This window comes from Pedobacter sp. 22226 (genome assembly GCF_052045455.1).
GTDB lineage: Bacteria > Bacteroidota > Bacteroidia > Sphingobacteriales > Sphingobacteriaceae > Pedobacter > Pedobacter jeongneungensis.
On the sequence record NZ_JBQEPB010000013.1, the window covers coordinates 89,338 to 104,129 of the forward strand.

The 14,792-nt window shown below is 33.1% G+C and carries 14 protein-coding genes; all 14 read left to right on the top strand.

Translation table 11 applies throughout. From position 1 onward, the window contains the following. Positions 1-65 precede the first annotated feature (65 nt). A complete protein-coding gene (locus ACTJKC_RS24415) occupies positions 66-1,349 on the top strand; it encodes a nucleotide sugar dehydrogenase (RefSeq protein ID WP_440796152.1) in 1,284 nt (427 codons plus the stop codon). Between the two features lie 66 nt (positions 1,350-1,415). Next, a complete protein-coding gene (gene gmd / locus ACTJKC_RS24420) occupies positions 1,416-2,552 on the top strand; it encodes a GDP-mannose 4,6-dehydratase (RefSeq protein ID WP_440796154.1) in 1,137 nt (378 codons plus the stop codon). 240 nt (positions 2,553-2,792) lie between these two features. Beyond that, the gene (locus ACTJKC_RS24425; RefSeq protein ID WP_440796156.1) at positions 2,793-3,533 is read left to right on the top strand and encodes a tyrosine-protein phosphatase; all 741 of its coding nucleotides are present in this window, start codon (positions 2,793-2,795) and stop codon (positions 3,531-3,533) included. Positions 3,534-3,703: 170 nt separating this feature from the next. Then, complete coding sequence (locus ACTJKC_RS24430) at positions 3,704-4,510, top strand: polysaccharide biosynthesis/export family protein (protein ID WP_440796158.1); 807 nt, start codon at positions 3,704-3,706, stop codon at positions 4,508-4,510. Positions 4,511-4,541: 31 nt separating this feature from the next. Further along, on the top strand, positions 4,542-6,872 hold the full coding sequence (locus tag ACTJKC_RS24435; protein WP_440796160.1) for a GumC family protein: 2,331 nt from the start codon (positions 4,542-4,544) through the stop codon (positions 6,870-6,872). Between the two features lie 228 nt (positions 6,873-7,100). Further along, a complete protein-coding gene (locus ACTJKC_RS24440; RefSeq protein WP_440796162.1) occupies positions 7,101-8,093 on the top strand; it encodes a mannose-1-phosphate guanylyltransferase in 993 nt (330 codons plus the stop codon). Positions 8,094-8,459: 366 nt separating this feature from the next. Further along, positions 8,460-8,861 (top strand): sugar 3,4-ketoisomerase, encoded by a 402-nt coding sequence (locus ACTJKC_RS24445; protein ID WP_440796164.1) that lies wholly within the window; start codon positions 8,460-8,462, stop codon positions 8,859-8,861. After that, positions 8,854-9,273: a sugar 3,4-ketoisomerase gene (locus ACTJKC_RS24450; protein ID WP_440796166.1), complete on the top strand. Its 420-nt coding sequence runs from the start codon at positions 8,854-8,856 to the stop codon at positions 9,271-9,273. Before ACTJKC_RS24445 ends, ACTJKC_RS24450 begins: the two co-directional genes overlap by 8 nt. Further along, the gene (locus ACTJKC_RS24455) at positions 9,266-9,751 is read left to right on the top strand and encodes an acyltransferase (RefSeq protein ID WP_440796168.1); all 486 of its coding nucleotides are present in this window, start codon (positions 9,266-9,268) and stop codon (positions 9,749-9,751) included. The genes ACTJKC_RS24450 and ACTJKC_RS24455 overlap by 8 nt, the downstream gene beginning before the upstream one ends. A gap of 9 nt (positions 9,752-9,760) precedes the next feature. Further along, a complete protein-coding gene (locus ACTJKC_RS24460; RefSeq protein WP_440796170.1) occupies positions 9,761-10,861 on the top strand; it encodes a DegT/DnrJ/EryC1/StrS family aminotransferase in 1,101 nt (366 codons plus the stop codon). Continuing rightward, positions 10,861-12,342 (top strand): O-antigen translocase, encoded by a 1,482-nt coding sequence (locus ACTJKC_RS24465; protein WP_440796172.1) that lies wholly within the window; start codon positions 10,861-10,863, stop codon positions 12,340-12,342. Before ACTJKC_RS24460 ends, ACTJKC_RS24465 begins: the two co-directional genes overlap by 1 nt. A 58-nt stretch (positions 12,343-12,400) precedes the next feature. Continuing rightward, the gene (locus ACTJKC_RS24470; RefSeq protein WP_440796174.1) at positions 12,401-13,216 is read left to right on the top strand and encodes a glycosyltransferase; all 816 of its coding nucleotides are present in this window, start codon (positions 12,401-12,403) and stop codon (positions 13,214-13,216) included. Positions 13,217-13,222: 6 nt separating this feature from the next. After that, positions 13,223-13,888: a CatB-related O-acetyltransferase gene (locus tag ACTJKC_RS24475; RefSeq protein ID WP_440796176.1), complete on the top strand. Its 666-nt coding sequence runs from the start codon at positions 13,223-13,225 to the stop codon at positions 13,886-13,888. Continuing rightward, positions 13,889-14,791 carry a glycosyltransferase family 2 protein gene (locus ACTJKC_RS24480; RefSeq protein WP_440796178.1) on the top strand — a complete coding sequence of 301 codons (903 nt, stop codon included), beginning with the start codon at positions 13,889-13,891 and terminating at the stop codon, positions 14,789-14,791. It abuts the gene before it with no gap. The last annotated feature ends 1 nt before the right edge of the window (position 14,792 follow it).

The following is a 14,792-nucleotide window of genomic DNA, read 5'->3' on the forward strand; positions in this document are numbered from 1 at the left end:
GTAATAATCAAACGAATTAAACCCTCCTCCATTTATCTTATCTTTGCCCAATCACCGAAAGAGAAATGAATAAAAAAAAGCAGATTGCTATTATTGGTTTAGGTTACGTCGGACTTCCTTTGGCTATTGAGTTTGCTAAAAAATATAAAGTAACTGGCTTCGATACCAACGAAAATCGTGTTGAGGAACTAAAACTCCTTGAAGACCGAACTCATGAAGCGAATCTGGATGATCTGAAAAGTGTATTTAATTCAGCAAATTGTGAAAGTGGACTAACTTTAAGTGCTAACCTGGCCGATATAGCAGCTTGTAATGTATATATTGTTACTGTTCCCACACCTATCGACCATCTCAAAAGGCCAGATCTGGAACCTTTGCTTACTGCGAGCAAAATGTTGGGTATTATACTAAAAACTGGCGACGTTGTAATTTATGAATCCACCGTTTATCCAGGTTGTACCGAAGAAGATTGTGTACCTATTTTGGAGAGAATTTCCGGACTGAAATATAACGTCGATTTTTTCTGTGGATATTCTCCGGAACGAATTAACCCGGGTGATAAGATCAATACACTTACTAAAATTAAAAAGGTAACATCAGGCTCTACTCCTGTTGTTGCTGTGGAAATTGATCAGCTTTACGCATCGATCATTATTGCAGGAACACATCTAGCACCCAGTATTAAAGTTGCAGAAGCTTCAAAAGCTATCGAAAATGCACAAAGGGATGTGAATATTTCTTTTGTGAATGAACTGGCTTTAATTTTCGACAGGATGAATATTGACACTGCCGATGTACTTGCAGCTGCCGCCACCAAATGGAATTTTCTAAACTACAAACCTGGCTTGGTTGGTGGGCATTGTATTGGTGTCGATCCTTATTATTTGGCGCACAAATCAGAAGCTTTAGGCTACAAGCCCGAAGTAATTCTTTCAGGGCGCAGAGTTAATGATAATATGGGCATGTTTGTAGCCAATAAAGTAATTAAAATGCTGGTAGCCCGAGATAAAGTCATCAATGGCGCTAAAGCCTTAATATTAGGGTTTGCTTTTAAAGAAAACTGTCCTGATACCCGAAACACAAGGGTAATCGATATTTATAAGGAGTTAAAATCTTTTAGTATCGAGGTTGACGTGTATGATCCATGGGCGAATGCTGATGAAGTAAATGCGGAATATAATATCCAACTGATAGACGAAAATTGCTTTATTGACTATGATGTACTGATTTTGGCTGTTGCACACCAGCAGTTTTTAGAAATAGATTACCGGAGTTTTAGGGAAAAAGGTGCTCTGATTTTCGATACTAAATCTTTTATAGATCGAGATTTGGCGGATGCCAGATTATAATTGTTCATCAATTGCTATTTTAAAATATTCAGTATGTTTGTAGCTAATAAAATATATCAATAAAAAATGAAGGTTGCTTTAATTACAGGTGTTACAGGACAGGACGGAGCTTATTTGGCAGAATTTTTACTAAAAAAGGGATATTTTGTACATGGATTAAAGCGGCGTTCATCATCGTTCAATACCGATCGCATCGATCACCTTTATCAGGATCAGCATGAACAAAATGTTCACTTCAAATTGCATTATGGCGATTTAACAGATTCTACCAACCTCATCCGGATAGTTCAGGAAATACAACCTGATGAAATTTATAATCTCGCGGCAATGAGCCATGTACATGTAAGCTTCGAGATGCCTGAGTATACCGCTAATGCAGATGGTATCGGTACATTACGTTTATTAGAAGCAGTACGCATTTTAGGTTTAACAAAAAAAACGCGGGTTTATCAAGCCAGCACTTCTGAATTATACGGACTGGTACAAGCTGTTCCTCAGAGCGAAACCACTCCTTTTTATCCTCGTTCTCCCTATGCTGCTGCCAAAATGTATGCTTATTGGATTACGGTTAATTACCGTGAAGCATATAATATGTTTGCCTGTAACGGTATTTTATTTAATCATGAAAGTCCGTTGAGGGGCGAAACCTTTGTTACCCGTAAAATTACCAGGGCTGCAGCCAAAATTGCTTTAGGTTTGCAAAAGTGCCTTTATCTGGGTAATCTTTCTGCTCAAAGAGATTGGGGCCATGCCAAAGATTATATCGAGGCCATGTGGTTAATTCTGCAACAAGAAAAGCCAGAAGATTTCGTTATAGCTACAGGCATTACCACAACTGTTCGCGATTTTGTTCGTATGAGCTTTGCCGAGTTAGGTATTGATATAGAATTTTCGGGGAAAGATGAAAATGAAAAGGGTGTTATTATAGGTTTAGACGAAGAAATTTTGATTCAAAATGGATTAAAAAGCGATAAATTATTTTTAGGTACTACAATTGTACAGGTTGATCCTAAATATTTCAGACCAACAGAAGTAGATTTATTACTAGGAGATCCAACTAAATCTAAAACACAATTGGGTTGGGAACCTAAATATGATCTTGCAGCTTTAGTAAAAGATATGGTAATCTCTGATCTTCATTTAATGAAAAAAGATGAATATTTAAAAGAAGGTGGTTTTAAGACACTGAATTATTTTGAATAATATTATATTCTATGGAAGTGATCTTAAGTCATTTCCGGAGTTAGGATTAAAGTGTAAATTTTAAGGTAGATCATTTCGACTATTCGTCTGATTTAATCTACTCCTTATAGGAAAACTGTATAAAATGGTTTAGATTTATACAGTTAATTTGAGTAATCATCTTTTCCTTTCAATCCATAGGTGGATCAGGATATAGTTGAAATGCTTAATATCAATTATAAGTAAATTGATTTAATATATATGTTAAGCTTTTTTAGTAAAAAAAATAAGGTTACCGATATTTCGTGGCTTGGTACTGATATACACTCACACATTTTGCCAGGAATTGACGATGGTTCTCCTGATGTAGCAACTTCTGTCAGATTTGTAAAAGCACTTACCGAACTTGGGTTTGAACAATTGATTGCTACCCCACACATTTTGAAAGAACTATATCCCAATACACCAGATAGCATAACAAAAGCAAAGCAGGATTTACAAACGGCACTTAATTTGGTCAATATTTCAACAAAATTGAGCGCCGGAGCAGAATATATGATAGATCAGGACTTTGATCTGAACGAAGATTTATGTACGCTGGATCAAAAACATTTGCTGATAGAAATGTCTTATTTGTCTGAAAGCCCAAATATCAGCCAAACTATATTTGATGTTGAGATTAAAGGCTTTAAGCCAGTCCTGGCGCACCCTGAGCGTTATACTTTTTATTTTAAAGATAAAAGTCGTTTAAAACGATTTAAAGAAAAAGGCTGTTTATTACAATTGAATCTTTTGTCGGTATTGGGATACTATGGTAAAGATGTAAAACAACTCGCAGAATCGCTTTTAAAAGAAAAAATGTATGATTTGGCCGGTACTGATTTACATCATGATAAACATCTAAATACGTTGACAGAGGCAATACAATCTGGCAAACTTTATGATTTAATTGGTTCTTACGACTTTAAGAATCAGGAAATATTTGGATCGGTGTTGATTTAATAAAATAGAGTTTATCGGTTTATTGATAAGCTGGCATCATTTTTATTATTAACGCTCACGATAAACTTGAACGTGAATGATCTGAAATATGCTTTTTAGATATTACAATTAAATGATTAAGTTTGCAGACTGTTCATCATGCACAATATTGTTGGAACAGATTTATACCTATGAATAAAAAATTTAATGTGAATAAGGGATCGAAGCTGGCAATTTTGTTTTTTGCGATCACTCTTTCTTGTTCCTGTGTTAGCAATAAAAAAATTGCTTACTTTCAAGACATTCAGTCTGTTAAACAAGCCAATTTAGATAGTGCTATCGCTTTCACAGAACCCGTAATTCAGCCCGATGATATTTTAAGTATCAATATCTTTACGCTTAATCCACAGAGTGGTGCAATTATTAATCAAGCCGCCTCAACGCCTACCTTAGGCGGGAATACTAATTCCAGTTTAGCTGCACAGAGTATTGGCTTTTTGGTGGACAAAAACGGAGAGATTGAACTTTCATTGATCGGTAAATTAAAAGTTTCAGGATTAACGACCTATCAGGCAAGAGAACTCATTCGTGAGAAGGCATCAGGTATTTACAAGCAGCCAAATGTTCAATTGCGTTTTGCCAACTTCAAAGTGAGTGTATTGGGTGAAGTAAATGCGCCGTCTGCTTATACCTTACCTAATGAAAAGGTCACTATTTTAGATGCCCTAAGTTTGGCCGGTGATTTAACCATTTACGGAAGAAGGGAAAATGTGTTAATTGTTCGTGACAACAATGGTAAAAAGGAATTTGCAAGATTGGATCTCAATTCCAGTAATATTTTTAGTAGTCCATTCTATTATTTAAAACAGAATGATGTGGTATATGTAGAACCGAATAAACGAAAGGTTTCTGCCTCTAATTCCGCCCAAATTCAAACCATTGGTGTGATAGCTTCGGTGATTTCGGTAATTGTTTTAGCCATTGCTAATTTTAAATAATAGTTGCGATTACATAAATAAACATCCAGAAATGAATAATGTACAAGACCGCGAAGATTTTGAAATTAATTTAAAAGATATATTTGACAAACTTATAGATAAGTGGCTATGGTTCCTTAGCAGTACCGTTATCTGTTTATTGGTTGCTTTTATTTATGGAAAATATACACCGCCAAGTTACCAGATTAAAGCCAAACTTATAGTAAACGATGATCAAAAAGGTGGGGGTATGGCAAAACAGTCCGGGGGTTTAATGGATTTAGGTGGCATATTGGGAGCTAAAAACTCTGTGGATAATGAAGTCGAAATCTTAAAAACGAGATTTTTGATGGAACAGGTGGTGCGGGATATGCAGTTAAATATTGTTTACACTAAAAAGAACAACTTTGTTAGCCGTGAATTATATGCTGCGCCCTTTAAAGTTAACATCATAAAAGGGGTTGATACTATCGCCACTAAAAGATTAGAGGTTATAAAAGTAAAAGTTGGTACCTTTTTAATCACTACAGAAGGTTTTAACAAAGAGGTAACCTTTAATCAGCCCTTCATCATCAATGGTATAGGATTACTGCAGCTCGAGCCCAATCAAGCGGTAGAAATGGATAATGGTGTATATAGTGTAACTATCAGTTCTATTGACGCAAGGGTAGCTTACATGATGGGCCAGCTTTCTGTTAATGCAAGTAATAAACAAGTTAGTATTATAGACCTCACATTGTCGTATCCGATACCGAAAAAAGGTGAAGATATTTTAAATACGTTGATCAAAAAATATACGCAATCCAACCTAAATGATAAAAATGCGGTTGCTGATAGTACTTACCGTTTTATTAAAGAAAGATTGAATGTGATTGCTGGTGAGCTGGGGGATGTTGAAAACAATGTTGAAAATTTTAAACAGCAAAATCAACTGGCCGATATGAGCGAGCAAGGGAAATTATTGGTGCAAAATACTGGTGAGTTTGCTGGAGAATTGGCTAAGGCCGAAACCCAAGTTATAATCATCAGCGAATTAGAAAAATATTTAAAAGATAGTGGAAATAGTAGAAAGGCATTTCCTTCATCTTTAATGCCCCAGGATATGGTTTTTTCCAATTTAATGGCCCAATACAACTCATTATTGATGGAAAGGGAAAGGCAGTTATTGGGACTCACGGAGGAAAGTCCATTCATTAAAAATATTGATCAACAAATTAGAGAATTGAAGGGGAATATTCTTTCAAATGTTGAAAGCAGTAAAAAATCTGTTATCACCACTAGAGATAAACTCCGCAGTCAACTAAGTTCGGCTGATGCGCAGATATCAGGTGTACCTAAAATCGAAAAGAATTACTTAAAATTGGCTAGAAAGCAACAGATTAAACAAGAGCTTTACATCTTTTTAATGCAAAAGGCCGAAGAAACTAATATCTCAAAAACTGCCAATATTTCAATTGCCAAAACTATCGATCCGCCGAAATCTGCTGTTGGCCCAATCAGTCCAAAAAAAAGCCTATTCTATTTGATCGGTTTAGTAGCAGGACTTATTTTTCCACTTGCTTTAATATTTGGACAAGATTTATTTAATACGAGTATTAAAACCAAAGAAGAAATTACAGCGCTCACTAGCGTACCAGTAATTGGCGAAATTAGTCATAATACAAGCGAAGATAATTTAATTATAGCTAATCATAGTCGATCGGCCATTTCTGAACAATTTAGGGCTTTACGTACAAATCTTTCCTTTTATCTGAAAACAGAGCATGAGAAAGTTATTCTTTTAACCTCTAGTATGAGTGGAGAAGGAAAATCTTTTACGGCCATTAATTTGGGAAATATACTAGCCTTAGCTGGGAAGAAAGTACTACTGATGGAATTGGATTTAAGGAAACCCGGACTTTCTGCCAAATTAGGGGTGCGCAATGATATGGGGTTTAGTAATTTTACGATTAGTCCGGCAATTAAAATGGCCGACATTGTAAAACCTTTATCAATTAATAAAAATATGTTCATTATTTCTTCTGGTCCCCTTCCTCCCAATCCTGCTGAGACTTTGATGAACGAACATGTTCCAAACTTAATAGCAGAACTAAAAAAGGAATTTGACTATATTATTATGGATGCGCCTCCAATTGGGATCATAGCCGATGCACAATTGCTTTCTCAGTATGCCGATGTTACTTTATATCTAGTGAGACAAAAAATTACTCAGAAGGGTCAACTAAAGATCGTTGAAGATTTATATCAAACCAAAAAGATGAAGAACCTAGGGATTGTGGTGAATGATATAATCAGCAAATATTATGGATATGGTTATGGCTATGGTAATTATGGACAAGGGGCTGATGAAAAGTGGTATCAAAAATTTTTTAAGAAGCAATAAACAGATATTTATTGAATTGTAATTGCTGATAGTGAAAATTTAATAAGACATAGCATTTAAATGGAAAATTACATCAATAGTCAGGTAAGTACTATTGCGGCAGCTAATGCTAATGGTTTTTATCCCCGAGTTAACATAGATGAGGTTTGAATGTAAGCAGATAAGTAATGTTAGAATGGGAAGTTTAACAAAAAAGTATTGATGTATTTATATTATTAAAAGTCAATTGTGAAAATTTATAACGTAATTTTATCAGGTGGTGTTGGTAGTCGTTTATGGCCACTTTCTCGTAAAAAACATCCAAAACAGTTTTTGAAATTGTTTGAAGGGAAATCTTTGTTTGAACTTACGGCAGAAAGAAATAAAGACATTACTGACGAAATTATGGTGGTAGGAAATGCAGATCATATCGAATGGAGCAAGCAGCTTTTGAAAGATATTGGAATACCCATAGGCTTTGTAGTTGAAACTGTACCAAGAAATACTACTGCAGCTATTGCTTTTGCTGCTTTATCAGTTGCATATGATGATATACTCATTATTACTCCTTCGGATCATTTAATACAAAATCAAGAAAATTATCAACAGGCGATTGAAGAGGCCAAAGAACTCGCAAAACAAAATTTTCTTGTGACTTTTGGTGTGGTGCCTTCTAAGCCAGAAACGGGTTATGGTTATATAGAATATGATGGAAGTAATGTGTTGTCTTTCAGAGAAAAGCCAAATTTGGAAATTGCACAAGAGTTTTTAAATAGTGGCACTTTCTTGTGGAACTCTGGAATGTTTTGCTTTAAAGCAGGTGTTTTTTTGGAAGAATTGAAAAAATGTCGACCTGAGATACTTAAAAAATGTACTGAAGCATGGGATTTGTCTTATGAAAATTGTATTAATTTAGAAGCGTCACTACAAATTCCTTCTATTAGTATAGATTACGCAGTCATGGAATGTTCAGATAAAATTAAAGTGGTCCCTGCCCGTTTTAGCTGGAATGATTTGGGATCATTTGAATCTCTATATGACTATTTACATTCTTTAGAACATCACGTGGATGAAAATGGCAATATGGTAATAGGAACAGATATTTTCACTGTATTTTTAGGGTTAAGAAATTCAATTTTGGTACACACTCCAGATGCAATGCTGATACTTCACAAAGAAAAATCGCAAGACGTTAAGATGGTTTATAATCAACTTGAGAAAAACACTTCGAAATTAATATAAGATTAATGGGCTATATACAAGCTAGGATATATTGCAGGACGCAGGAGGATAGTAGGTACTTTCGTTTATAGGCACCCCGAGGCCCATCGTGGTATTACAAATCGTTGATAAATCAGGTAATGTTTGTGATCTAAAAGATTATAATACTGAGCTTAAACTTTCTCAGTGCGAAATGACTGACATATTAATTTATGCAATAGACAAGGTTTATGTGTTTTAGCAAAGAACAGCTACTAAATAAGTTTTTAATGGAAAATTTACAAACCCAGAATAATTTTATAATCAAATTGAAATCAATGCTAAAATATAGTTTGCAGATATTAGTTAATGAAACGATGAGAAGTGATTTAAAATTATATTGATATTATGGAACGACCAACAATTATAAACCTTCCAAAGATATTAGATAAAAGAGGAAATTTATCTTTTTTTGAATATCCTAATCAATTACCTTTTGAAATTGCGAGAACATATTGGATTTATGACGTTCCTGGAGGAGAAGTTAGAGGGAGTCATGCATTTAAAGAACAACAGGAATTTATAATAGCTCTATCGGGGAGTTTTGACGTGATTTTAAATAATGGAGATAAAGAAGAAGTTTTTTCATTAAATCGCTCTTACTACGGCTTATATATACCTAAAATGTACTGGAGAAAAATTGCGAATTTTTCAACCAATTCACTAGCGCTAATAGTTTCGGACAAATTATATGATGCGAGCGATTATATCAGAGATTTTGAACAGTTTATAAATATTAAAAATGAATAAGGTTACAGTTTTTGGCTGTTCGGTAATAGATTTAGGAAAAACTAATTTTGATGAGGGTAACTTAACTGTAGTTGAAAATAATTCTAAGTTTCCTTTCAATGTAAAAAGGGTTTTTTATTTATATGATATTGCTGGAGGTGAAAGTCGTGGTGCTCATGCACATAAAGAATGTCACCAGTTTCTAATTGCTGCAAGTGGTAGTTATGAAGTTAGTTTAGATGACGGGAAGTATAAAAGGCAGGTGTTTCTTAATAGACCCGATATAGGTTTGCATATTCCTCCTGGAGTTTGGGCTTCAGAAATAAATTTTTCATCGGGTGCAATTTGTTTAGTTTTAGCATCCCATGTCTATAATGAAACAGATTATGTAAGAAATTATGAAGACTATTTAAATTTAATTAACAATGGCTAATATTCATCCTTTATCTGAAGTTCAATCCAAAAACATTGGATCTGATACGATAATTTGGCAATACTGCGTAATTTTAAAAAACGCTGTAATTGGAAATAACTGTAACATCAATTGTCAGGTTTTTATAGAAAATGATGTGACAATCGGTGACAATGTAACAATAAAATCTGGTGTTCAGATATGGGATGGTCTTACCTTAGAAGATGATGTTTTCATAGGGCCTAATGTTACTTTTACAAACGATTTGATTCCTCGTTCTAAAAAATATCCAGAAATCTTTGCAAAAACTGTTGTAAAAAAAGGAGCTTCTATTGGAGCTAATGCAACAATAATTGCAGGAAATACAATAGGAGAGAATGCTTTAATTGGTGCTGGAAGTGTCGTTACAAAAAATATTCCTGCTGGCACAGTTTGGTTTGGAAATCCTGCCGAACAAAAAGGCATAATTGATACTAATGGAACCATCACTTATTTATAAAAAATAATAATGATTAAATTTCTTGATTTACAAAAGATCAACCTTGCATATCAGCAAGAAATGGAAAATAGAATTCTAGATACTTTCCGTTCAGGATGGTATTTACAAGGCAATGAAGTTAAAAACTTTGAAGACAATTTAGCAAAATATATTGGTGTCCAACATGCTATAGGCGTAGCCAATGGCTTGGATGCTTTAAGACTTATATTAAGGGCGTATATTGAATTGGGTATTATACAAAAAGGGGATGAAATTATTGTTCCAGCCAATACCTACATAGCCTCTATTTTAGCGATTTCAGATAACGGTTTGATCCCTGTTTTGGTAGAACCAGAAATCAAAAATTACAATATTGATGTTTCTAAAATAGAGGAAAAGATAACAGAAAAAACTAAAGCTATTTTGATTGTTCATTTATATGGAAGAGTCATTTTCTCCTCACAACTTAAAACTATAGCTAAAGAACATAATCTCAAAGTCATCGAGGATAATGCGCAGGCTATAGGTGCAGAATGCGAAGGTGTCCGAGCTGGAAATCTAGGTGATGCAGCCGGGTTTAGTTTTTATCCAGGTAAGAATATGGGAGCTTTGGGAGACGCGGGTGCTGTAACTACAAATGATATAGATTTGGCAAAGACGATCAGAGCATTAGCGAACTATGGCTCTTACCAAAAATATGTAAATATTTATCAAGGCTTAAATTCAAGGTTAGATGAGATTCAAGCAGCAGTTTTAGACGTAAAACTAAAATATATTGATAACGAAAACTCTACCAGAAGAAATATTGCCAAGAGATATCTTTCTGAGATAAATAATCCTAACATTATTCTTCCCGAGTTTCCAATAAATGAAGATGAACATGTTTGGCATTTGTTTGTGATTAGGACTCAGGAAAGAGAGCGGCTACAAAATTATCTCACAGAAAATGGCATTCAGACATTAATTCATTATCCTATTCCACCACATAAGCAAGATGCTTATAGAGAGATGAATGATTTGAGTTTTCCGATTACCGAGCAGATTCATGACCAAGTATTGAGCTTACCAATAAGTCCTGTTATGAGTGAAGAAGAAGTGTCTACAGTAATTGATATTATTAATCAAGCTTAATGTCAGGAGAAAAATCTTCATATCGTCAGATTTTTAAAGCCACATCAATTTTTGGAGGAGTACAGGTCTTTAATATTTTGATTTCAGTTATTCGATCTAAATTTATCGCGGTACTTTTGGGGCCTATGGGAATGGGGGTTGCCGGTTTGTTATCATCTACAGTCACTCTTTTGTCTTCTATCACCTCTTTTGGTTTAGGAGTTAGTAGTATTAAAGATATTGCAGCTGCTCATGAAAACAAAAATAATGAAGAACTCCTAAAAATTTCAAGTATATTAAACAAACTAGTTTGGTACACAGGTGCTTTAGGTGCTATAATTACTTTAGTATTATCACCATTACTATCAAAAATTACTTTTGATAATTACCAATATACTTGGTCGTTCATTCTTTTATCAATTACCTTATTTTTAGGTCAACTAACATTGGGGAAAGACGCTGTTTTACAAGGAACAAGACAGTTGAAATGGTTGGCATATGCGAATATGTTAAGTTCATTCATTTCATTGATAATTACTTTGCCATTATATTTTTTATATGGATTAGACGGAATTGTTCCTGCAATCATCGTAATTTCTTGTGCAACATTAGTAATTACTCAGTTTTTTTATCGTAAAATCAAGTTAACTTTACCTATAATTTCAAATGAAGAAACTTGGGAAAAAGGTAAAAGCATGCTAAAAATGGGCTTTTTTTTAAGTCTAAGTGGATTAATTTTTACTGGATGTGCATACATTTTAAGGATTTTCATCACACGTTTGGGTAGTTTAGATAACGTGGGATTTTACAACGCGGGTTTTGGAATTATAAATTCATATGTTGGGATTATTTTTACTGCAATGGCTACAGATTATTATCCAAGATTGGCTGGAGCAATAAATAATAGAGTCAAATATATTTCAGTGGTCAATCAGCAGGGGAATGTCGCATTACTTATATTAGGTCCCATCCTTACAGTCTTTGTCGTCTTTATTAATATTGCTATTGTTCTATTGTATAGCAAAGAGTTTCTGCCTATTAATACTATGATGCAATATTCAGCGATCGGAGTTTTTTTTAAGGCAGCTTCTTGGTTATTAGGATTTGTGGTGTTAGCTAAGGGGTCTACAAAATTATTTTTTTGGTGCGAATTAGTAGCAAATCTCTATATTACATTGTTAAACTGCATTGGGTTTTATTATTGGGGATTAGAAGGATTGGGTATTTCATTTGTTGTTGGATATATTTTGTATTTGTTACAAATGTTTTATATAACGCAAAAGTTTTATGGTTTTTATTTTGAATCTTATTTTTTAAGAATATTTATCATCCAGCTTACTATTGCAGGAGTGGCACTCTGCTGTATGAAAATGATTAGTAATACTTTCCTTTCTTATGCACTGGGTAGTATACTCATTACTATTACAAGTATTTTTTCTTTATACTATGTAAATAAAATTATTAATATAAAAGAATTCATTTTAAAAAAAAGGAATAGATAAGAACAGTCTATTTGAATTTATGTTTTTAAGTATGAAATTTGATAATAAATAGTTAAAAATGAGACCATTAGTTAGTATTTTAGTGCCTTCTTATAATCACTCCGAGTTTATAACAGATACATTAGATTCTGTTTTAGAGGATACTTATTCGAATAAAGAAATTATAATCATTGATGATGGGTCTAAAGATAATTCTAAGGAAATTATTAATAAATGGATTAGTGACCATAGCGGCCACAATATCACTTTTATATGTAGAGGTAATAAAGGGTTATGTTATACGCTCAATGAATTAGTAGATCATGCTAAAGGGGAATATGTGATAGTTCTTGCAAGTGATGATTTATTAGTAAATAATACAATTTCTGAAAGAATTGATATTCTAAGTAATAGTAAAAAAATGGCACTTCTATCTGATGCAGAGGTGATTGATAATAATGGACATGTAATTTATTCAAGCATGCTATCAGGATTCCACCAATCAGATAAAACTAAGTATTTAGATGAACAGAGTCTTTTAGATGAAATAATATTTAATTTTTCAATTTCCGGTGCCGTAATAATGATGAATATAAATATTTTTAAAATAATAGGAAGATATCCGGAAGATTTAAAAGCAGAGGATTTATACTTTTATATGAGTACGGCTGCAGAAAATCAATTATTATTTTATGATAGAATTGTGTCAAAATATAGAATTCATGGAAACAATACTTCAGGTGAAAATCCTGAACTTTTAATAGCTGTTATAAAAACATATCAAAGATTATTATTTAAAATCCCAGGTGTTTTAAGAAAATTGAAACTTATAAAGCGTATTGCAGGGATTATTTTGAAAACGCCTGACTTCAATGTGAAATCTTTATTTAAATAAATTGTAATGTTAAAGTTTTTAAAAATTCTCAATTCCTACCGTATTAGAATTCTAAGTGATATTAAACACACAAGAAAGGCGGTAGAATGGCGTTTGAAAAATAAACATAATAAGACAATTATTTCAAAATCTGTAAAAAACTCTTCCATAATAAGTGTCGGAAAGTACTCGTATGGCATTTTAGATGTTTTATCATTCGAAAACCCAAATGAAAAATTGATTATAGGAGATTTTGTTTCAATTGCTGGGAATGTCTTATTTATTTTAGGAGGAAATCATCAAATTAATGCTTTCAGTACATATCCCCTTAAAGCACATTTTTTTTCAAAATTTGCATCTGAAGATGCTCAGACTAAAGGATTGATAGTTGTGGAAGATGAAGTCTGGATAGGAAATAATGTTATTATCATGTCTGGCGTAAAATTAGGACGAGGTTGTATTATTGCAGCTGGAAGCGTGGTTACAAAAGATGTAGAACCTTTTACAATTTCTGGCGGTAATCCTGCCAAATTTATTAAATTTCGAATTCCTAAAGAACTAATTGAAAGAAGAATGGGGTTAGATATAAACAATTTTTCATTTGAAGCTATGAATAAAGAGTCACTGGACTTATTTTATCAACCACTGAATGACTCCATATTAAATCAATTAACAAAGATAAAAGAAGTATAAATGGATGTATCAATCATTATAGTAAACTATAACACTAAATTTCTCACTAGAAGCTGTATTGATTCGCTCATCAATAATACATCTGATATTAAATACGAGATTATTTTAGTGGATAATGCATCCACAGATGGGAGTAAAGAAGAATTTAGCGAAATGTCTGATATTACATTTATTCCCTGTAAAGAAAATTTGGGTTTTGGGCGTGCTAATAATCTTGGTTCTGAATCTGCTAGTGGAGAATTTTTATTTTTTTTGAACTCAGATACATTGCTTACTGAAAACTCAATTAAAAAACTTTTTGATTTTTTTGTTGAAAATGAAAGAACGCTCCAAATAGGAAGCTTGGGATGCGTTTTAATTGATAAGAAGGGAAATTTTAATGGTGATGGAAGTGAATTCCCCACCTGTAAATCGGAAATTCTGAATTATAAATATCGTACACCTATTTTAAAGTTTTTTAAAAAAAATAAGGATTATATCAAATCCTCAATGGTATATAGCGCCGAGTTCTATCCAATTGGATATGTTATCGGCGCAGATTTAATGATGAGAAAAACAGTTTTTGACAAACTTCATGGATTTGATCCTCGATTTTTCATGTATTATGAAGAAAGTGATCTACAATTTAGGATGAAAAAAATGGGATTCGAATCATACATTTATACAGGAACTAAAATAATTCATCTTGAAGATGGAAGTGGTAAGCAAATAAAAAAATACAATAATAGAAAAAGAATTATTGTTCATACCAGCAAAAATATTTACTTGAAGAAAAATGATCCTGATAATTTTCCAAAATTTAAGCTTTGGGATCAATTTTATTTATACTTGAGCAGGTTAAACCCTAATTATACGTTGCAAGAAAAAAGGGATTTTGAAATAGCTGTTAAAAAAACATATTAAA

What these genes read in the sequence shown, in the direction of transcription:
- ACTJKC_RS24415 (WP_440796152.1), top strand. Translation starts at nt 66, where the DNA reads ATGAATAAAAAAAAGCAGATTGCTATTATTGGTTTAGGTTACGTCGGA.
- gmd (WP_440796154.1), top strand. Translation starts at nt 1,416, where the DNA reads ATGAAGGTTGCTTTAATTACAGGTGTTACAGGACAGGACGGAGCTTAT.
- ACTJKC_RS24425 (WP_440796156.1), top strand. Translation starts at nt 2,793, where the DNA reads ATGTTAAGCTTTTTTAGTAAAAAAAATAAGGTTACCGATATTTCGTGG.
- ACTJKC_RS24430 (WP_440796158.1), top strand. Translation starts at nt 3,704, where the DNA reads ATGAATAAAAAATTTAATGTGAATAAGGGATCGAAGCTGGCAATTTTG.
- ACTJKC_RS24435 (WP_440796160.1), top strand. Translation starts at nt 4,542, where the DNA reads ATGAATAATGTACAAGACCGCGAAGATTTTGAAATTAATTTAAAAGAT.
- ACTJKC_RS24445 (WP_440796164.1), top strand. Translation starts at nt 8,460, where the DNA reads ATGGAACGACCAACAATTATAAACCTTCCAAAGATATTAGATAAAAGA.
- ACTJKC_RS24450 (WP_440796166.1), top strand. Translation starts at nt 8,854, where the DNA reads ATGAATAAGGTTACAGTTTTTGGCTGTTCGGTAATAGATTTAGGAAAA.
- ACTJKC_RS24455 (WP_440796168.1), top strand. Translation starts at nt 9,266, where the DNA reads ATGGCTAATATTCATCCTTTATCTGAAGTTCAATCCAAAAACATTGGA.
- ACTJKC_RS24460 (WP_440796170.1), top strand. Translation starts at nt 9,761, where the DNA reads ATGATTAAATTTCTTGATTTACAAAAGATCAACCTTGCATATCAGCAA.
- ACTJKC_RS24465 (WP_440796172.1), top strand. Translation starts at nt 10,861, where the DNA reads ATGTCAGGAGAAAAATCTTCATATCGTCAGATTTTTAAAGCCACATCA.
- ACTJKC_RS24470 (WP_440796174.1), top strand. Translation starts at nt 12,401, where the DNA reads ATGAGACCATTAGTTAGTATTTTAGTGCCTTCTTATAATCACTCCGAG.
- ACTJKC_RS24475 (WP_440796176.1), top strand. Translation starts at nt 13,223, where the DNA reads ATGTTAAAGTTTTTAAAAATTCTCAATTCCTACCGTATTAGAATTCTA.
- ACTJKC_RS24480 (WP_440796178.1), top strand. Translation starts at nt 13,889, where the DNA reads ATGGATGTATCAATCATTATAGTAAACTATAACACTAAATTTCTCACT.